Consider the following 20,215-nt stretch of genomic DNA (forward strand, 5'->3'; position numbering starts at 1 on the left):
AGCGTGGGCATAAAACTCATTCTAATTTTGGTAAGATTGTTGAAGCATGGGGGATTACTGCCACCGTCTCTGGTTCTGTGTAACCATGGGCAATATCAAGTGCATCTTCAAGATTTTCTGTCAGTTCAACCTTTAGAATTCTACCCGTCTCCTCCTCAACCTCTTTGGAGACTAAAATAACTTTGTTCCTCAAAAGAGTTCTCGCCCAGAGGTATGCCTTGTGTACCCCCATTCTAAAGGGTGTTCGGAGAAAGTAATCCATAACCTCCTCTGGCGTATCAAAAGATTTCATCACATGCTCGAAAACGGGGTTTCCAATACCCTCACGACATTCTGCAGTGAGTATTATGACTCCACCCTCTTTAACTACAATTTCAGAGGTCGCCAAGGCTTTCTGAGACTGGTACACATCAATATCTCTCGGGTATCCACCCGGAGAAGCTAAAACTAAATCGGCTCTCCTTGATATTCTAACTTCAAAAAGCTCCTTAGCATATTTCACTCCCGCTCTATGAGCCTCATACCAGTGACCCGCAAAAATTTTCGCTACCTCATCCTCCGAGTTCAGAACAGCGTTAACCAGTAAATCAATTTTCGCTCTTTTCCCAATTTCCTCAATTTCCTCTCTTGCGGGATTTCCGTCCAAGATACCCAGTCTTGCTTTGGGAGATGTGAGTAGAGAGTGTGTGGCTTCAATCGTTTTTTGGCCAGCAACACCCACAGCAGCCCCTTTTGCTCCTCCCGTATACCCCATGATCTGATGCGGAGTTATTGCACCAGTGACAATTCTTTTATCAGCCTTTACGAACTCCTTATTTAGCCAGATTGGAGTCCCTCTCCCAGTTTTGCCCAAATAAACAAGATTTTGATCATCTCCTGCATCATGGAACAACAATCCTCCAACTCTTTTGAGCACATTTTTTCCAATTATTGCTTTCACAGCCTTTTCATTTGGAGCATGCAACCCTCCGCCAACCATCAACGTTACCTGCGAGCCGTCCACCTCAAACTCCTCTAATTTGTCAAGAATTGCTTCTACAATTAAACCAGAAGGTAAGGGTCTTGTTTGATCGCTCACAACTATGCAGACGTTCTCTGCTTCCCTGAAAAATTCTATGCTTTTAATTCCAATCAGCTGATTAAGAGCATTGTAAACTTCCCGTTTTATGTCCTCTACTTTCTCTACTTTTTTTGACTGCAAAATATTTATTTCATCCTCCAGTTCGACTTCCATTTTGCCCTCTCCGTAGGGAAGTGCAACCCTCAAGCGGCTCACCTTTGATAAAGCACAAATTTATATCTTGAGACAGATCTAATGGCGAAAGCCATAAGCAAAATTCCCAGTGCCCATATACCCGCTGAAATTAGAATCTCTAATATCGTTGGTGTGTATTCTTCAATCAGACCTGTTGGTGAGGGCACATAGGCTGGAACTATAAGTAGAAGGCCCTTGTCCATCCACACCGAAACTAAAATGAAAGTGGAGGATATTGCCAAGAAAACTTTATCTCTCCTCGTAGTCGGGATTATCAAAAGAATTACTGCTGCCAGTCCCAAAATAACACTAATCCACCACATGGAGGTCAAATTTCCGTAATTTTCGATTCCAAAAAATAAATAGAGGTAGTGAGTAACGTGTTCCGGATTGGCTGAATACATACTGGTAAAAATCTCGACTCCTGCCAAAAACAGGTTACAGACCATTGCAAATACACCAATCTCAGCCAATTTAAGCAAGGCTTCATTTTCGATCTTCAGTCCAGTGTACTTTTTAGTAATCATTCCTAAGATTATCATCATTGATGCTCCAGAGGCAAATGCAGAAGCGAGAAATTTCGGAGCCAATATTGCAGTATTCCAGAAGCTTCTGGCAACCAAACCAGAATATATAAAAGCTGTAACTGTATGGATGCTGATAGCCCACGGTATTGATACCACCGCCAGAAGTTTTGCTATTTCACTCCTGCCCTTAAGAATGAAGGTTACGACTCCTATGTTCAAGAGAAGATATGTAGAAAGCACAATGAAATCGTAAAACATTACCGATGTGTATGAGGGATATCGAATGATATTCAGAACTCTATCAACTCTTCCCAGATCAACCAAGATGAAAAGCATACACATTACTATAGCACATATCGCAACAATCTCACCCAATAACGCCAAACTCCTGAACTCTCTGTAGCTGTACAAGTAATAGGGTAAAACCAGTATGACGGCGGAGGCAGCTATACCCACAAGAAAGGTAAAATTCGAAATATAAAGCCCCCAGCTCACCTCTCTTCCCATCCCTGTTACGGTGAGGCCGTAGGTTAGCTGAAAATAATAGGCAATTGAACCAGCTAAAATCAGAGGGACAAGGCATAAAACCAACATTCTAAATTGCGACATGAATGTCACCTACAGCAGATAGTAAACCTTCGGTTCTGTCCCCAAATACTCCTTACACCTCAAAAATACGTCAGAATTCAGAATCTCTGCGATCTCTGACTCCAGTTTGTTGATATCTCCGAACAGCATTGCACCCTTTGAAGCCTCAACACAGGCTGGCATCATCCCTCTGTCTATCCTCTCAGAACACATGTTGCACTTTTCTACAACTCCTGCAGTTCTTACAGGAAACTCCGGGTTCACAAGCTCAATATAGGGTCTCGGGTCTCTCCAATTAAATGACCTCGCACCATAGGGACATGCTGCCATGCAGTACCTACACCCTATGCATCTGTGGTAATCCTGTTCCACAACCCCATCATACCTCTTAAACGTGGCTCCTGTGGGGCAGACCTTGACGCATGGAGGGTTCTCGCAGTGGTTGCAGAAAACCGGCACAAGAACATCTCCAAGCCTGCTTTTTTCTGATAAATTTTTCGGAAAAATCTCTGAGAGTTTTGAAAGCCATATCCAGTGAATTCTATCCTTGCCCTCTATCACAGGAATGTTGTGCTCCCTTCTGCACACTTCAACTACCTTTAACATCTCCTCATAGCTAAGTCTGCCAAACTTGGATACATCCACAACTATCCCCCACTTGGGATTCTCTGATGATTCTCTGAAGCTTGCTAAAACCTTTTGAACCATCCACGCAGGCAAAGAAAAGGAAAGGATAGCTGAACAGGTTAAAGTTACAAACTCCCTCCTTGAAAGCACAGTCACCACCAGTCAAAGTAGCTTTCTCCTAAGCCTTTGTATCGCCTCAGCAGGCTCAACTCCCTTAGGACAGGCTTCACTGCACTCACCAGCAAAATGACATCGCCAAACACCCTTGTCAGAGTTTAAAATTTTCTCCCTCACATCAAACCCCTCATCTCTGCTATCAGCTAAATACCTGAATGCCTGTGCAAGTGCCTGCGGTCCCAGATATCTACCCCCACTCCTGAAAATTGGGCAAGATGAAGAACAGAGTCCGCACATAATGCAGTAGGCAAACTGGATGTATCTGCGAACTTCTTCAGAAGTTTGAAAGTAAAATCCCGTTGGATTCTCCTGTTCCTGAACGTTTCTCCTAATTAGATACGGTTTAACACTTCTGTGTTTGTCAAAAAAGTCATCCATTTCTACTACAAGGTCTCTGATCACTTTAAACTTGGGTAGTGGTTTTACTTCCACCACATCGGTTTTCAGAGTCTTAATTATGGTCTTGCAAGCAAGTCTTGGTTTATTGTTTATCAGCATGCCACAAGAACCACACATGGCCATTCTGCAGGAATAACGTAAGTTTAAGGAGGGATCAATGTTCTCCTTCACCCACAAGAGTGCTTCTAAAACTCTGGTATACTCATCCACTGGAACTTCGTATTCGGCAAATTTTGGTTTTCTTTCGCGTTCAGGGTCGAAACGAAAAACTCTCAGAGTGATCTCCCACTTCATTTGTTAATACCTCCTCTCTTCCGGCTTCCATTTCGTTATCTTTACAGGCCTGTATGAGACGGCTAATCCAGCATCGGTAATCCGAACTACGGAGTGCTTTAACCATTTTTCATCATCTCTTTTCGGAAAATCTGTTCTGTAGTGCGCACCCCGAGATTCTTCTCGTTTAAGTGCGCTTAAAGTTATAACTTCGGCGACATCCAGCATGAAACCAAACTCTATGGCGTTTGTAAGCTCGGTGTTAAACACTTTACTCGAATCATCTATGCTCAAATCGGTCAGATATGATATTTTTAGCTGCCTAATTCTTTCAAGTGCTTTTAACAATCCAGCCTCATCTCTGAACAATCCAACATAACTCTCCATAATGTGGCTCAATTCTTTTTTAAGCTCATAAGGATTCCTCGACCCTTTTATTTGAGTTAGTCTCTCAAATTTCTCCATTTCCCTCTCAGCATTCTGAAAAACACGTGATGATGAAGTGGCATTTTTCCTCATTGCGTAAACAGCAGCATTTTGTCCGGCAATCCTTCCAGTTGCAAGGCAGAGTGGTAAAGAGTTGCTTCCCAACCTGTTGGCACCGTCAAAACCCGGACAAGCTACCTCTCCAGCAGCGTAGATTCCCGGAATAATTGTTGTAAGATTTATATCAACGTCTATCCCACCCATGGCAAAGTGTGCAGCAGGTCTTACTGGAACAAGTTCTTCAAGGGGGTCTATGCCTATAAAATCTCTGGCATTCTCAACAAATGTCTTGTATATAGTCATCAGTTTATCCTCCCCCACAGGTCTTGCGTCGAGCATTACACATTCCATGTCTTCTGGACCTTTAAAACCTCTACCCTCTCTTATCTCGGTTATCATTGCCCTGGAAACTATATCCCTGGCTGCCAACTCCATTTTAGAAGGAGCATAGTGTTTCATGAACCTCTCACCCTTTGAGTTTAGCAGAACTGCGCCGTGACCTCTCAACGCTTCGGTGGCTGGTATGCCGTGTGGCACCATACACGTGGGTAGCCACTGAACGAACTCCATATCTTTCAGGGGTATACCGGCTCTGAGTGCAATTGCAAAGCCGTCACCGGTGGTGGTATGGGCATTAGTCGTGAATTCCCAAAGCCTCCCCAGCCCACCTGTTGCAATCACCAGTGCCTTCGATTCAAACAGAACATAGTTGCCAGAACTTTTTTCCAGTGTCAGAAGACCTCTGAACTCTCTATCATCAATTATGATGGAAAGAGCAAGATACTCATCGTACCTCTCGAAATTTTCAAATTTCAGCAGAGTATCATAGAGAGTCCTCATCAAAAAGAATCCTGTTCTGTCTTCGGCAAAAACCGTTCTGGGGACGTCATGTGCACCGAACAAGCGCATTGCAACTGAACCATCATCATTCCTGCTCCAAGGACGACCCCAGTGCTCCAATTGTAGAATTTCTTTTGGGAAAAGTCTTACATATGTCTCGACGACATCCTGATCAGCCAGAAAGTCACTCCCTTTTACCGTGTCGTATGCATGCTGGTCAAAACTGTCATTCTCCGATAACACTGCTGCTGCTCCACCCTCAGGGGCAACAGAGTGTGAGCGCATTAAATGAACCTTAGAGACAATACCCACGCTTAATTTATCCTTGCTGACCTTCAAAACCTCAACTGCAGCCCTTAATCCTGCCAATCCGGTGCCTAAAACAAGCACATCGTGCTTTCTGATTTCCATTTTGGTTACTCCACCTCCTTTCTGAACACTTCAGCAAGGTCTGCAACCAAAGTATCCACAATAACGGGAGCTTTTTCCTTTGCGTAACTCAGAATTTTATTATAAATGCTGTTACCGTGAGAATCCATGGCGACAGTGAGGGGTCCAAAATCCCTAACCTCAAAAACCCATAGACATTCAGGGAATAAGTCTTCCCAGAAAACATCCTCAATTCTCTCTATCTGCAAAGTTTCCAAAGCTGCTGCTCCGCCAACTATGGCGAAATAAACCGCTCCAAATTCTTTCATCGCTTTCAAACTACTCTCAAGCAACCCACCTTTGCCTATTACTGCACTGACACCGTATCTTTCAATTAAAACTGGCGTGTATCTCTCCATTCTTGCACTTGTTGTCGTTCCTATGCAGATTTTCTCCCACCTTCCTTCAACCTTCCTTGCATTGGGAGCGGTGTGAAGCAGAACATGGTTTTTCAGATCAATCGGAGGTTCAATCCCTTCATCCACTATTCTGCGCTGTGTCGCGTCTCTTATCCCTATGATTTTGCCATTCAGATATACCACATCCCCTATCCTGAGCTTTCTCACAGTCTCCTTGTCAAGTGGAGTGCTTAGGGTGTATTCCATTCAAAACACCTCATATGTGGTATTCAACTTCAAGTCGGTCATTTATCAGCGCTTCAGCTCTCTGTCCTTTCCAGCACTGCGTGTTTATCGCAACTGGAAGCTGACTGATGTGAGTGTCTGCAACCTCTATATTCACAGCCAGAGCGGTTGTTTTACCGCCCAAACCCATCGGTCCTATGCCTGTTTCATTGATGGCTTTCAGCAATTTTTCTTCCATAGCTCTAATTTTGGGATTAGGATTGGGAGAATCTATTCTTCTCACAGTTGCCGCTTTTTTAGCAAGCCATGCGCATTCATCGAAAGTACCGCCAATACCAACACCCACTATCGCGGGTGGACAGGCTTTGTTTACCCCGGCAATCACACTTTCGATTACAAAATTTACAATGCCTTTTATACCATCAGCCGGTGGAAGCATCTTTAAAAAGCTCTGATTCTCTGAACTGGAACCCTTCGGAACACACACAACCCTGATGGACGATCCGAGATTCTGCTCATACTCCAGATGAATCACCGGAATTCTAATTCCTACGTTGTCGCCTTTAGACTCTCTTGTGACTGGGTCCACCATATTCGGTCTCAGGTAGTATTTTTTCGTGGCTTCGCTCACGCCTCTGCGTACTGCATCGCACAGCCTTGCGTAGTTGACATCCACATTTTCACCGACAGCGATGTAGAACACCGGAGTCCCTGTATCCTGGCAGACCAGCATATCGTGACGTTGTGCAACCTCTATGTTCTTCAGTATGGTTTCCAGTATCATTTTTCCTGTTTCACTGTCTTCTTCCTGATAAGCCTTTTTCAGAGCTGATTTAACATCAGAAGGTACGTTCTTCAGAGCCTTTACGTAAAGTTCACTACAAACCTCCTGTAACAGGCTATACAGTCTGGTCATAAATCTCAAAAATAATAGATTACATTGAGGGATACAGTCTTGTAATCGTGAAGTTGTCGTGCCTCAGAATTTCAGCTGCGGTCAGTTTTCCATTTGCTACCTTCACCGTGAAATCATACACCTTTTTAGCTCCCTCATCAAGCGATATTTCGCCCATTGTAATTCCGCTAACATCCACGTCTATGTTGTCCCTCATTTGTTTGGCTGTGATCGGATTCCCTGTAATTTTAACCACAGGAACAATTTGATTCCCAACAGTATTTCCCTTACCCGTCGAGAAGAGGTGTATTGCAGCACCGGCAGCTGCAAGAAGGGTTACCTGTTCTTGAGCGCTTGAACTGGTGTCCATAAACCACACACCCTTACCTTTCGGCCTTTCTGCAGGTCTAAGCACACCTTTTATCGGCCGATTTGGTACCTTCTGAATGTTCCCAAGTGCTTTTTCCTCAATTGTTGTTAAACCTCCTGCTATATTTTCCTGAGTTGGCTGTGATCCAAGAATGTCTGCACCTTTTGACTTTGCGAACTCGATGTAGTCATTGAAAACCTTCAAAAACTTCTCTCTCTCCTCATCACTTTCGAATCTCGATGCAACTATGTGCTCTCCTCCTGCCAGTTCGGTGGTTTCGCCGAAGATAAAGGTTCCGCCCAGATCAACAAACCACTCCCCCACTCTGCCAATAACAGGGTTGGCGGCTATTCCAGAAGTTGTGTCTGAAGCTCCGCACTTCACACCTATAACAAGCTCAGAAAGTTTGCATGGTTCTCTCTGGATTTCTGTTGCGTAGGAGACAAGCTCTCTTGCCTTTTTTGCCGTCTCTTCAATTGCCGAAATCGTTCCCTGACCGATGACCCATACCGACTCTACAGGTTTTTTACTCCTTTTGGCAATTTCTTCGGCGATTTTCGTAGTCCAGTTTGGTTCTATACCCACAACAACTGCCGCAGCAACATTGGGATTGCAACCTACACCTATCAATGTTTCAAAAGTCAGTTCTAAGTCTTCTCCAAACTGCAGTCTGCCATACTGGTGGGAGACGGCTTCTACACCCCTCAGAAGTTTTGCTACACCTTCAACCACTACTGCACCAGCATGATCAACAGCAATCAGGGCTACGTGGTTTCTGACGCCTACACTACCATCATCCCTTCTATAAGCCAGTATCTCCACATCTTCCATACTACCACCCAAAAATTACGAATACTTTAAACTTCTCAGATTATGGATGTGCACGTGTTCTCCTTCCGCTATATCTTCAGTTGCCACACCTATTGTCTCTCCGTACTTTATTACCTCACCTCCCCTCTGAATTCTCTCCAGCGCGACCTTGTGTCCAAAAGGAATTTCCTGCTTCACTTCAATTTCAAGCTCAGCCCCGTTTCTGTTCACCTTTATTTTGTCCCCAGGTTTCAGGTCTTCGAGTGCCACAGCAACGTTGTCTCTTTTATCATGGATGTGAACTTTCTTATACATGGTCAGTCCTCATACCTTTAGTTTAAAAAGGTTTCTAATACTTTCGTCTTGATATACCAAAAATCAAAACTGAATTTTTACTTAAAATTTAATTTTGATTTTTTAAAACCTTGTTTAAAACATCCTTTTCTACCGATCGCAAATGTTCTTCCATATATTTACTCGCTTTCTCGGGGTCTCGATTTATCACAGCTTCTGCAATTTTTTCATGTTCCTTCAAAGACTTAATCTGACGGCCCTCAATTTTCAGAGTATGAGACCTAATTTCAGCCAGAAAATCCAGTAAATTAGACATTAAGTTAACCAGTACAATATTTCCTGTAGACTCTGCTATCAGCGTGTGAAATCTGTTATCATGATCTATTAACGTAAGCAACGTACCCTCGCTTTGGGAAGATATACGATTTTTTGTTGTTTCTATTAACTCCCTAAGCTGGTTCAACTGCTCTTGAGAAGCTCTTTTTGCCGCCCATTCTGCTGCCTTCACTTCGAGTACTCTCCTAATTGCCATGATATCTTCAATAGTCTTGTAGTCTGTTTTCTGAACCTCAAAGAGTTTTCTTACCAAATGATCAGGATTTTCCGCGCTAACAAAAGCTCCCTGTCCATGGACTATTTTTATCAAACCCTGAGCTGCAAGTAACTTAAGAGCTTCCCTTACAGACGTTCTGCTCACGTTGAGAAGTTTAGCCAGTTCCCGCTCTGAAGGTAGTTTCTCTCCCGGCTTCAGCTTACCGCTTAAGATTGAGGATCTTAATACTTCCAGCACCTGAAGGTAAATGGGTTTCCTTTCATTTACTATGGGTTTAAACATCCTTCTCTCCTCTCTGTGATGTCAAATTAATTTTTCCATTATTCAATATAGCAGCTTCACACCTGTTATCAAAATTATCACCAAAACTAATGTTCTGAACATCTCCTGTGAAAGTTTCTTGTTCAAATGATTTCCCAACAGACTCCCAAGGACAATCAGGGGTGACAAGACAAAAACCATTAAAACTAAATCAACTGTAAGTATCCCAATCCGAACGTAGCCCACCGTTTTGGCTACATTTGTAATTACGAAGAAAAGTATGAAAAGACCGACAAAGATTCTTTTTTCAAGTTTTCTGGTTAGAAGATAGACCGACAGCACAGCCCCTCCTGCATGCGATACCGCGCTCACAAATCCCCCAGCAAATCCAAAAATAATACCTGATCTTCTTCCCAATCTCCAATTTTCGGGAATCGTTATACTAATCTTCCAGACTTTGCTGATGAGATTGTGCAGAACAAAGGATACGGCGAACGCACCAATCCAGTAACGGAAGATGGTCGAAGGAATAAACTTAACCAAGACAACACCTACTGCAACACCTATTACTGATGGGGGTACTATCAACAAAGCCTCTCGGCTGTTCCATTCTTTCCAGTAAAGTTTCAAACCCACAATGTCCGAAATTAGCATTGCTGGTGCTCCAATGCCGAGTGCTGTTTTAGGGGGGAGTACCAAAGAGAGCAATGGAAGTAAAAATATGCCTGCCCCAACACCTACCCCCGTCTTTACAATTGCCGAACCGATTACAGCCAAAGAGATGACAAAGAGTAAAAGATAATCTGCTTCAAACAATTCCATCGTCCTATTTCCTCCTATACAGTAGAAGGGGTGGAACAAGACCAATAGCAATCAGTGCAAATCCAACAATGTCTATCACGATCGTTGAAACTCCCGGTAATAATGCCCCAATGGGAAGAACTATCAATAACCCTCCGATAATGAGAGTAGCCCTGCTAAAGGTTTGTTTAATTGGCCATGAAAACACGGACGCTTCGATAGCCAGCACAGCAATGATGAGAAGGGCAATGTCCAACAGTATTTCGAAGGGGGAACCGACAAGCAATATAGCTGGATGCAGTACATACCTGACGGGTATTATGAAGCTCGGGATGACCATTTTCATTGCCGTTAGGGCTATTTTTATTGGATTCCCTCCCGAAACGTTTGCTGCTGCGTATGCTGCTAATGCCACGGGGGGCGTAATTGTAGAATAAATGGCAAATGTGAAAACGTAAAAGTGTGCTGGTAGTTTCTCAACTCCAGATGCAATCAAGGCGGGAGCAATTAAAGCTGCTGCAAGAATGTATGCTGCCGTCGTTGGCATCCCCATCCCCAGAATTATTGCAAGAAAGGCTGCTGAGATTAGCAGAATGTAAACATTCCCATGACTGATATCAACCAAAATTTTCGAGAACATTACTCCTAAGCCTGTTAGCGTAAGCACACCTACTATAATTGAAGCCACCCCACATGCCATTGCGATCATGATGGCGTTTCTCGATGCCTGATCCAAGGCATTCCACATTTGAAGTGGTCCAAGACGAGTTTCTTTTCTCAAAAAGCTTACAATGAGCAAAATCATAATTGAAATGAACACGGCTCTGTAAAGCGAGAAACCAGTCATTAGCATGTAGACGAGTGCTCCTATAGTCACCGCAAAGCTGGCAAACTGTCCCAGTTCTTCTTTCAGAGTAACTCTGAGCGGTCTAACCTGTTCAGGGGGAAGACCCATGAGCCTTCTGTTTTTTGACTCAGCATGAACGGCAAAGAAGGCTGCAAGATAGTAGAGCATGGCAGGAATGATGGCTGCTGCAGCAATTCTTATATATGGAATCCCGAGAAATTCCGCCATAACAAAAGCTCCTGCGCCCATTATAGGTGGCATTAGCTGACCGCCAGTCGAGGCAACAACCTCCACAGCCCCAGCAAAATTTCTATCAAATCCAAATTTTTTCATTGTGGGTATCGTAAAGACGCCCGTTGCGTAAACGTTTGCTGCTGCACTTCCAGAAATTGAGCCGAATAGCGAGCTGGAAATAACTGCAACCTTCCCGGGACCTCCAGTGCTTTTGCCCACAAGAGAAAGTGAGAAATCCAAAAAGAATCTGCCAACTTTGGTAGCCTCAAGAAGGGCAGCAAGAACCACAAATAGAAATATGAAGGTTGCAGAAACCATTGTTGGTATGCCCCACAGCCCCTGAGTGCTTATAAAGAGAGCATGTATCCACCACCAGTCCTGTATTTTTGGTATGTTCAACGTAGGACTTATCTGAATTGTAGCAAATAGATATCCGGCAACAAGAAAAATAAGGGCTAAAAGTGGCAAAACTTTCCCAACAGACCTCCTTGCAGCCTCTAACACAAGGACAACTGCCAGAATCGTGAAAATCCAGTCTGTGGGCAGGGGGCGATCAACATAAAGCACCGTATCCATAAACCTATCGTGATTTATTAAAATATACAATAGAGTGGAGAGAGTTAAAATAACGAGTGCCAAATCTAAAATCCTATACCTCAACTCTTCTCTCCCAAGAAACGGATACACACAGAAACTAAGAGCCACAAGCAGAAGTAAATGTACTGGTCTCTGCGTTAACGCATCGAAAATACCAAAAGCTCCGGTGTAAAGGTGAAACATAGCTATAGTAACCGAAAGAATAGAAACGCCAATTCCTGCTAAGCGTTTAAGACTCATAACTGTCCCCCACTAAAAAATTGAAAAATTTATAAAGTTTAACTCATATATCCCAGTTCTTTGTATGCCTCCACAGCGCCTGGGTGAAGCGGGAATGGACTAAGCTCATACATCCCAACTCCCGGTTCAAAGGTAGCCAGCATTGCATGCCTTTCTCTGAATTCGTCTGGATGCTCTGCTATCGCCTTCACAACTTTGTAAACTACTTCCTCAGGTACATCCTTATTCGCTATGATGTATCCAGTATCTTTGAATCCAATTATATCTTCCTTCTGTTTAGGCAGTGTTCCCGCCGGTATCATCACTTTTTGGAGTCCGTATTGTTTTGATATCTTGTCAGCGAGTTCCTCAGAAACGCCCACGTATTTTACATCCTTCAATGCCGTTAGCTCCTCCAGCCAGCCCACCTTTTTGCCACTAACTGCCAGAATAGCATCTACATGTCCATCTCTCAGCAAGCTGGCTGCATCAGACCAAACAACTCTTGTATAGCTACCTCCCCAAGATTTTATCGTGTCCTCGTCCATTCCCACATCTTTAAGGATGGCATCCCATACCCATCCACCAAAAGTTCCTTGTGGCTGGTTGGTCACCCTCAGCGCATACTTATCTGCGGCAATTTCTTCCACTGTATCATACGGAAAGTCGGCTCTTGCTACAATATAGTAGTAAATCTCTATCTGATCAACAAAAACCCCTCTGACGTTTTCAGGAACGGGTTTACCCTCAAACGGACCCAGTTGTTTAGTAGCGAGTGTCGCTGCAGTTACAGTCGTATGAGCAAGATCAAGTTCACCAGCCTCGACACGGGGGATATTTCCTACCCACCCTCCAGGAACGATATTATAGGTTATTTCCGGATAATATTTCGAGGTAATCGCCATCGTTGCACTCATAATCGCAAATCCGGTACCACCAGGTGTTCCTCCTGCTGTTGTCAAACTGTAAGTTGTTGGTGGAGTAGTTGTTTCTTGAGGTTTTTCTTCTGGTTTCACCTCTTGCTGGGCGCATCCCGCCAAAGCAACCACTATCACTAATACTGCTGCCACTATCGTTCTAACTTTTCTCATTCTACTTCCCTCCGGTATGTGGTCTTACCACTACTGTGTCGAGGTTATTTTAAAAATTTTTTGGTATTTATAGTCATAACCCAACTTCAGCATACAAAAATCATGCACCCATAAAAAGTGGACATTGAAAAAGACCAAGGAGACTTGAAACAATTGTTGAGGGGTTGAAAGATAATCAGATTACGCCTTATATAGCTTCGCTCTTGGAAACTGGAGCGAGGATGGGGAAAAATTCCGCATGTAAGAGCCATTTAACCAAAAAGTAGGATGCTCCGGCCGGGATTTGAACCCGGGTCACGGGATCGAGAGTCCCGTATGATTGGCCGGGCTACACCACCGGAGCCTGAATGCGATAATGCTCAGGTGTTTATAAATTCTTCTGTCCCCCTTCCCTTCCGCCCCAAAATAAAAAATAAAAAAGAAGATCACTCGATCTTTATTCTCTTTCCACTCTTCTTTGGTGTTTTCTTCCTCAGAACGACCTCAAGCACACCGTTGTTGTATCTCGCCTTTGCTGAATCAGGTTCGACCTCTGCGGGTAGCTCGACCATCTCGTAGTACTTTCTGCTCTCTCCCTCCGCCCTTATCTCAAGAGAGGTTTCAGTTGCATTGAGTTCTATGTCCTCTTTGTTTACTCCGGGCATCTCTGCGATGACCTGCACCTCGTTGTCAGTCTCAATTACGTCAACCAGTGGCTTCCTCTCCTCGATTCCTGCCTCCCTTATTGTGGGCTTCGTACCGAACTCCCTGATCTCAGGTTTGCCATCAGGACCGATTCTGATGGAAAATCCTCTAACAATCGGCTTAATCTCACCGCTCTCTGCCCTTCTGAACATGTCTTCGATGTCCCTCATCATCCTTTCGAATATGTCGTCTATCCCGAATCTTCCGAAGAATTCATCGAATATGTCCCACTCTTCATCCCAATCCTTCCTTCTCCTTCTCCACACCATCTCACACCACCTCCTTTAAAAATTAGGCATACATCCTATGAAAGTCCTCAATCATCTTCTCATACTTCTTTACGTCTTCCTTAGTAAGACTTGGCTTCACCTTCTTCAATACCTCCTCAAAATGCTTCTTTGTTATCTTAAGCTTCTTAGCAGCCTCTTTTGCCTCTTCTTTTGTCATTCCGGGTTTGATCAATTCTCTTATCGCCAACATCCCTGCCTCTCTACACACTGCCTCAATATCCGCTCCGCTGTATCCCTCAGTCTTCTCTGCAAGCTCCTCTATGCTCACATCATCATCCAGAGGCTTTCCTCTCAGATGAATCCTGAATATTTCTTCTCTTGCCTTCTTGTCAGGTGGCGGGATATAGATGTGTCTTTCAATTCTGCCGGGTCTCAGTAAAGCTGGATCGATCATGTCAGGCCTATTGGTTGCCGCTATGACCACAACATCCTTCAGCTCCTCCATTCCATCGAGTTCAGTCAGCAACTGGCTAACCACTCTTTCTGTAACATGAGAGTCACCTATGCCTCCCCTTCTCGGAGCAAGGCTATCTATTTCATCGAAGAACAACACACATGGAGCAACCTGCCTCGCTTTCCTGAACATCTCTCTGACGTGCTTCTCACTCTCTCCAACCCATTTGCTCAGCAATTCTGGCCCCTTGACGCTTATGAAGTTCGCATTGCTCTCGTTGGCAACAGCCTTTGCCAGCAAAGTCTTACCAGTCCCGGGTGGACCAAAGAGCAGTATTCCTCTTGGTGGTTTTATGTTTGCAGCCTTGAAAACATCAGGATACTTCAGAGGCCACTCTACAGCCTCCATCAGCTCTTGCTTTGCCTGTTCCAGCCCACCTATGTCCTCCCACTTAACATTCGGAACCTCAACCAGCACCTCTCTCATTGCTGAAGGCTCGATGTTCTTCAATGCCTCCATAAAGTCATCCCTCGTCACCTTAAGGTTCTCGATAAGCTCCGCTGGTATTTCCTCTGCCTCAATGTCAATCTCAGGTATAACTCTCCTCAATGCATGCATCGCAGCCTCCTTGCACAATGCCTCCAGATCAGCACCAACGAACCCATTCGTGAGCTCTGCAAGTTCCTCAAGGTCAACATCTTCTGCAAGGGGCATCTTTCTTGTGTGAATCTCAAGTATCTCCTTTCTACCCTCCTTGTCCGGGACACCGATTTCAATCTCTCTGTCGAATCTCCCCGGTCTTCTCAGAGCAGGATCAAGGGAGTCGGGTCGGTTGGTAGCACCGATGACTATAACCTGCCCCCTTGCCTCCAGACCATCCATTAAAGCCAGCAACTGTGCCACAACTCTTCTTTCCACCTCTCCAGTAACTTCTTCCCTCTTAGGGGCGATTGAGTCTATTTCATCTATGAAAATTATTGCTGGTGCATTCTCCTTCGCTTCTTCGAATATCTCCCTTAGCCTCTGTTCAGACTCGCCGTAGTACTTGCTCATAATTTCAGGACCACTGATGGTTATGAAGTGCGCATCAACTTCATTCGCCACGGCCTTGGCTATCAACGTCTTTCCAGTTCCGGGTGGACCATAAAGCAGCACCCCCTTGGGCGGATCGATTCCAAGCTTCTGGAATAGCTCTGGATGCTTCAATGGCAGTTCTATCATCTCCCTAACGAGTCTCAGTTCCCTCTTAAGACCTCCGATGTCTTCGTAGGTTACATCTGGCACTGCTCTCCTCACTTCTTCCGCGGGCTTCTCCTTAAGGTCAATTACAGTGTTTCTCGACACAACCACAACCCCTGAAGGCTTGGTTGCGGTTATCACGAAAGTGAGCGTATGACCGAACACCTCAACTCTTATCTTCTGTCCCCTAATCACTGGCCTGCCTTCAAGCAGCCTTAGAAGGTAAGCTTCACCCCCCATCAACCTGACCGGCTCAGTTGGAGCGAGCGTTACCTTCTCTGCAGGTTTTGCTGTGACTTTCCTGACTCTAACTTTGTCATCAATACCTACTCCCGCGTTGCTCCTGAGATTTCCATCAATCCTGATTATTCCTGTTCCCCTGTCCTCAGGATAGCTTGGCCAGACTATTGCTGGAACTGTACTCTTTCCAATAATCTCAACTATATCACCACTCTGCAGTCCAAGCTTTTCCATAACTGCCGGGTCTATTCTCGCAATCCCCCTCCCAACATCACGATAATAAGCTTCAGCAACTCTCAAACTTATCTCATCTTTAACTGGCATCTTCACATCACCTCCAATATTTTATTTAATCACCCAAATGGTTTCACCACCATTTTCCTCTTTCTCAACCAATCCTTTCTTATTGAGAGAGTTCAGGGCTCTCTCAACCTCTCTGTAGGGTAACCTGAAGCATTCTGCAATTTCTGTAGCATTTCTCAATCCTTTAGCCAACCCAAGCATCACGAGCCTTTCAAGATCGTCGCTGAGAACCCTCTCTACCTCGTTGAGCATCCTCTCCACGAACTGGTTAATTCTTGCCGCAAGAACGCTCTGGATGCTTGAAAATCTGTTCTGCAAATCCTCTGCCAGCCTCAAAGCCTTGTATATTTCAGAGATTGAGCCAGCCCTTAATCTTTCGATCATATTGAACTCATTTCTGATCTCCCTCATCAGGGAAGGGATGTCGTAGTTCTCGTCATCCCTTATTTTTGCATCAAACTTGTGAGGAGAGATAATAACCTCAAGACGGAGACTTCTTGGGATGTAATAGTACCTTCTTCTCCCTTCCTCAAAGCTTGCAACAAGTCCTGATTTCTCAAGCTTCTCCAAGTGCTCTATCACAACTTTTGGAGCCATTCCAAGGTAGTATGAAATCTCACTAACGTAACATGGCTTTTTTGAAAGTAATTCGAGTATCCTCCTCCTGCTTTCGTTGCCGAGTATCTCGAGTATCGTTTCCACCTTACTGACCATGATTATCACCCTACTTATACTTGGTTACTAACCTTATGTTAGTAAATAAATATATAAATCTTTCGCCCCTTAAATGTAAAATAGTGTTACAAGTTCTCCCCCCTGTATACCCCTCTGTATCCCTCAGTTTCCGATGTGAGCTTTATAAACACAAGCTGAACAATTCTCGCGTTTCTTGACAACCATATCCCATATTCGTTGTGCACCACAATGCCGACCTCGCTCCTCCCCTCGTAGCCAGCATCCCAAACTGCAGTCAGAATGTTCGCCCCACATCTGACGAGCGAAGACCTCGGTCTCGCAATCGCCATAATGTCCTTCCCGAGCTTTACAACCTCATTTAAATACGCTCTGTAAACCCCTTTCGGTAGGTAAACCCAATCCCTGAACTCAATCTCCTCAAGTTCCGGCAGTTCTCTTCTGCTGTTATCGAAGTCCACCCTTCCGCACCCTCTGAGTTTTGCAACCCCCTTGAGCGTGCAATCAAAACCGTTAGGCTGAAGCTGAGTTTCAAGGTCAATATAATCTCTGATAAGGCCTTCTTCAATAATCCTTTTTCTGATATCTTCCGCACTTAAAACCGCCATGTCAGACAGTTCAGCTCAAACTAAAATTACTTTCGCTTAAGAATATCATCGGCGTAATCAACGTAGTAGGCATCTACCCTATCATAGTTCCCTGTAAGTTTGGCAACCTCTACTGCAAGTATGTGCGCACAGGGTTTTAAACCCTTCAAATTGACAAGAAAGTCAGGACACGTGCACGAATTCTCCTCAACCACATACTCTTCCTTCCCTACAACAACAAAAAAGTCTCTGTATTTCTTTACCCTCCTTTCCTTCAGGTATTCAAACGCTTTCTCCCCTCTCTTCCCATGATTTACGAGCAGAGCTTTGTAAAGCTGGTATTCATCTCCACTTTTTGCCGCTCTTGCAACTTCACTCGGTAGAGGCATCTATCCTGATGAGTTCAAAAACTGAGTGGATAGCATCTATGCCGTCAAGCCAGCTAAGAACTACGCTATCCTCGGGCACATCCAGCTCTGGGAGTTGCTCACCTTTGATAATCTTGGCACCCATTCTCGCAATAACGTCAAAAGAGGACTCGTAATCACCTTTCTTCTCCTTCTTAACAGCATCTGCCAGCAATGCGTTGAAATCCTTTTTGCTGAATTTTCCCTCAAAGAAGTACTGGAAGGACATCAAAACCGCCCTTATACTCTCAAGTGTAAACTGGTAAAGGTCATTCTTTAACTCATCCCCAAAATCATAACTCCTGAGAAAGGAGAATATTTTCTGAAGCTCACGAATGGCGTCAGATTTCTTAATTTCTCTCTCTTTTACAGCCCTTAACAAACTAAAGCAGGCTATGACCATGTCTTCAAGCATCTGATCAAATACAGCGAGGGTTGAAGCATCATCCTCACTAATCTCGCTTTCTTCTATTTTCCTGATCCAGTTGTTAAGTCTCGCTTCACTGTAGAACTCCATATTTGATCTTATCTACAAGGGGTTATTAAGAATTTTGAATGAACCCGCCAGGATAAATTTTTTAATTTGAAAAAACAATTGACCGCATGCGGGAATACAGGTTCAAGAGAGGTTTTAAACCTACATCGGAAAGGCTTGAAGAAATGCTTCAAAAACACTTCAACGGATTTGAGATAGAAGGGGAGTTTTATGTTGTAAGAAACTTCGGGGCTATCGAGGAACTGAGGTTGAAGCTTGAGAACAAAAAGTTGTATGCTGAATCAAAAACAAAACTAACGGATGACGAAACAGCCATGAAAACTCTCAAAACTTACAACAAGTTCCTTGAAGAGCTTACAGGGTATACAGCCAAAGAGAGGCAAAAACTCATGAAAAAGGAGGCTGAGAAGGAAGATTGATAACTTTCCAGCACCAATATGAAAAGGCTTTTGATTGGATTGGTTATTGGATGTTTAATTTGTGGATGTTCACAGCCAACTCAACATACCGAACCCACTTTTGTGGTTACAACAACTCAAGTTTCTCCTCAAGAAACTAAGCCTGACTTAACGTATTTGGAGAGAACACACTTTTCAGTTGTTCATAATGTCCTCGAGGCACATTGGATAAGGGTGTGGATAACCTGGGGGGAAGTTGAAAGAGAAGAAGGGGTTTTTGATTTCTCGTATACCGATAAAATAGTTGAAAAAGCTCAGAAAAATGACATTTTGCTTTTGATAACAGTGATGCCATTTGCGGAGTGGGATCAGGACAGGTGTCGTGGAGATGAATGTTATGGAAAGATGCCAATGCCAGAGGGAGTAACCACGATGAAAGTTTGCAAACCATGCAGCATGGATGACTACATTGAATTCCTGAAGAAATTCGTTGAGCGATACGATGGTGATGGTGTGGATGACATGCCTGGATTAAAGTATCCTATAAAATACTGGGAAATAATGAATGAACCCAGTATGAGGGGTTTGGACGTGACGCAGCTAAAGTTCTTCTACGGATCTCCCCAGGATTACTTGGAAATTTTAAAAAGCAGTTACGCTGCCATTAAGGAATCTGATCCAGAAGCAAAAGTAGTGATGGGTGGTATGGCAGGAATGCACAAACAATTCAGAGAGTTTTGGGGCCAGATTATAAGCGAGGCTGGAAATTATTTCGATGTGGCTAACATTCACAGCATAGACACTTCAGAGAGGAGAGAAGACATGTTTGTCCTATCCTTTAAGCAGTTTCTGGAAGAGCATGGAGTCGAAAACAAACCGATTTGGATAACAGAGGCTCAGTTTGGAAAGCTGGAAGAGCCACTACCTCCAGATGAGTTGGACCCTCTCGTCCTGAGAGCAACAGTTCTGTCACTCGTTTTCGGTGCGGACAAGATATTCTACATCTCAGATAACTGGATTTACAAGGAAACTTTCCAGATGTACAAGACTCTCGTGAAAAAATTAAACGACTTTGAGAAAGTAGAAGTCGTTGACCAGGATTACATTGTGAATAAAAAAGACGATGAGGGTGTAACTTCCTTACATGGTTGCTACAAGTTCATTGGACATAACAAGACGATATATGTTGTGTGGGGAGAGGGAAGTTTGTCCAGATATCTCAATGGTACAGTTAAGGTTACAGACATATACGGAAACGAGAGAATAGCAGAAGCGAGTGAAATTCAGTTAACCTCTGTACCCATATATGTTGAAAAAATTAGATAAA

The 20,215-nt window shown here is 44.0% G+C and carries 21 protein-coding genes and 1 tRNA gene; 2 read left to right on the forward strand and 20 right to left on the reverse strand.

Annotation, left to right across the window (positions count from 1 at the left end; translation table 11 throughout):
• Positions 1-16 precede the first annotated feature (16 nt).
• From larAH5 to BP688_RS09855, 20 genes are all read right to left on the reverse strand, one after another.
• Positions 17-1,267 carry a nickel-dependent malate racemase, LarAH5 family gene (gene larAH5 / locus BP688_RS09760; RefSeq protein ID WP_290596385.1) on the reverse strand — a complete coding sequence of 417 codons (1,251 nt, stop codon included), beginning with the start codon at positions 1,265-1,267 and terminating at the stop codon, positions 17-19.
• 5 nt (positions 1,268-1,272) lie between these two features.
• Entirely contained in the window at positions 1,273-2,391 is a 1,119-nt protein-coding gene (dsrP, locus tag BP688_RS09765) for a sulfate reduction electron transfer complex DsrMKJOP subunit DsrP (protein ID WP_290596386.1), read from the reverse strand.
• Positions 2,392-2,400: 9 nt separating this feature from the next.
• Positions 2,401-3,147, reverse strand: coding sequence for a sulfate reduction electron transfer complex DsrMKJOP subunit DsrO (gene dsrO / locus BP688_RS09770; protein WP_290596387.1), 747 nt, complete (start codon positions 3,145-3,147; stop codon positions 2,401-2,403).
• Between the two features lie 12 nt (positions 3,148-3,159).
• Positions 3,160-3,867 (reverse strand): succinate dehydrogenase iron-sulfur subunit, encoded by a 708-nt coding sequence (locus BP688_RS09775; RefSeq protein WP_290596388.1) that lies wholly within the window; start codon positions 3,865-3,867, stop codon positions 3,160-3,162.
• A 3-nt stretch (positions 3,868-3,870) separates the two neighbouring features.
• Positions 3,871-5,583: an FAD-binding protein gene (locus tag BP688_RS09780; RefSeq protein ID WP_290596389.1), complete on the reverse strand. Its 1,713-nt coding sequence runs from the start codon at positions 5,581-5,583 to the stop codon at positions 3,871-3,873.
• A gap of 5 nt (positions 5,584-5,588) precedes the next feature.
• Positions 5,589-6,206, reverse strand: a complete 618-nt coding sequence (locus BP688_RS09785; RefSeq protein WP_290596390.1) for a FumA C-terminus/TtdB family hydratase beta subunit — start codon at positions 6,204-6,206, stop codon at positions 5,589-5,591.
• A gap of 10 nt (positions 6,207-6,216) precedes the next feature.
• Positions 6,217-7,101 carry a fumarate hydratase gene (locus BP688_RS09790; protein WP_290596391.1) on the reverse strand — a complete coding sequence of 295 codons (885 nt, stop codon included), beginning with the start codon at positions 7,099-7,101 and terminating at the stop codon, positions 6,217-6,219.
• A 19-nt stretch (positions 7,102-7,120) separates the two neighbouring features.
• Positions 7,121-8,281: a UxaA family hydrolase gene (locus tag BP688_RS09795; protein WP_290624044.1), complete on the reverse strand. Its 1,161-nt coding sequence runs from the start codon at positions 8,279-8,281 to the stop codon at positions 7,121-7,123.
• A 15-nt stretch (positions 8,282-8,296) separates the two neighbouring features.
• Positions 8,297-8,575 carry a UxaA family hydrolase gene (locus BP688_RS09800; protein WP_290596393.1) on the reverse strand — a complete coding sequence of 93 codons (279 nt, stop codon included), beginning with the start codon at positions 8,573-8,575 and terminating at the stop codon, positions 8,297-8,299.
• A gap of 88 nt (positions 8,576-8,663) precedes the next feature.
• A complete protein-coding gene (locus BP688_RS09805) occupies positions 8,664-9,389 on the reverse strand; it encodes a FadR/GntR family transcriptional regulator (RefSeq protein WP_290596394.1) in 726 nt (241 codons plus the stop codon).
• A 42-nt stretch (positions 9,390-9,431) separates the two neighbouring features.
• Positions 9,432-10,190, reverse strand: coding sequence for a sulfite exporter TauE/SafE family protein (locus BP688_RS09810; RefSeq protein WP_290596395.1), 759 nt, complete (start codon positions 10,188-10,190; stop codon positions 9,432-9,434).
• Positions 10,191-10,194: 4 nt separating this feature from the next.
• Positions 10,195-12,087, reverse strand: a complete 1,893-nt coding sequence (locus BP688_RS09815) for a TRAP transporter permease (protein ID WP_290596396.1) — start codon at positions 12,085-12,087, stop codon at positions 10,195-10,197.
• Between the two features lie 38 nt (positions 12,088-12,125).
• Positions 12,126-13,157 carry a TAXI family TRAP transporter solute-binding subunit gene (locus tag BP688_RS09820; RefSeq protein WP_290624043.1) on the reverse strand — a complete coding sequence of 344 codons (1,032 nt, stop codon included), beginning with the start codon at positions 13,155-13,157 and terminating at the stop codon, positions 12,126-12,128.
• Between the two features lie 268 nt (positions 13,158-13,425).
• A tRNA-Glu gene (locus BP688_RS09825) sits at positions 13,426-13,500 on the reverse strand.
• A gap of 82 nt (positions 13,501-13,582) precedes the next feature.
• Entirely contained in the window at positions 13,583-14,110 is a 528-nt protein-coding gene (hsp20, locus tag BP688_RS09830) for an archaeal heat shock protein Hsp20 (protein WP_290596398.1), read from the reverse strand.
• Between the two features lie 22 nt (positions 14,111-14,132).
• A complete protein-coding gene (locus BP688_RS09835; RefSeq protein ID WP_290624042.1) occupies positions 14,133-16,328 on the reverse strand; it encodes a CDC48 family AAA ATPase in 2,196 nt (731 codons plus the stop codon).
• Positions 16,329-16,349: 21 nt separating this feature from the next.
• A complete protein-coding gene (locus BP688_RS09840; protein ID WP_290596400.1) occupies positions 16,350-17,021 on the reverse strand; it encodes an ArsR/SmtB family transcription factor in 672 nt (223 codons plus the stop codon).
• Between the two features lie 86 nt (positions 17,022-17,107).
• A complete protein-coding gene (locus BP688_RS09845) occupies positions 17,108-17,608 on the reverse strand; it encodes a deoxyuridine 5'-triphosphate nucleotidohydrolase (RefSeq protein ID WP_290596401.1) in 501 nt (166 codons plus the stop codon).
• A gap of 26 nt (positions 17,609-17,634) precedes the next feature.
• Entirely contained in the window at positions 17,635-17,976 is a 342-nt protein-coding gene (locus BP688_RS09850; protein ID WP_290596402.1) for an SWIM zinc finger family protein, read from the reverse strand.
• Positions 17,960-18,511 carry a DUF2150 family protein gene (locus BP688_RS09855; protein ID WP_290596403.1) on the reverse strand — a complete coding sequence of 184 codons (552 nt, stop codon included), beginning with the start codon at positions 18,509-18,511 and terminating at the stop codon, positions 17,960-17,962. The genes BP688_RS09850 and BP688_RS09855 overlap by 17 nt, the downstream gene beginning before the upstream one ends.
• An 86-nt stretch (positions 18,512-18,597) precedes the next feature.
• On the opposite strand from BP688_RS09855, the gene BP688_RS09860 reads away from it, so the two are divergent.
• Positions 18,598-18,909 (forward strand): DUF5611 family protein, encoded by a 312-nt coding sequence (locus tag BP688_RS09860; protein WP_290596404.1) that lies wholly within the window; start codon positions 18,598-18,600, stop codon positions 18,907-18,909.
• Positions 18,910-19,122: 213 nt separating this feature from the next.
• Positions 19,123-20,214, forward strand: coding sequence for a hypothetical protein (locus BP688_RS09865; RefSeq protein WP_290596405.1), 1,092 nt, complete (start codon positions 19,123-19,125; stop codon positions 20,212-20,214).
• The last annotated feature ends 1 nt before the right edge of the window (position 20,215 follow it).

The sequence above is a fragment of the Archaeoglobus sp. UBA230 genome, from assembly GCA_002507545.1.
Classification (GTDB): Archaea; Halobacteriota; Archaeoglobi; order Archaeoglobales; family Archaeoglobaceae; genus Archaeoglobus.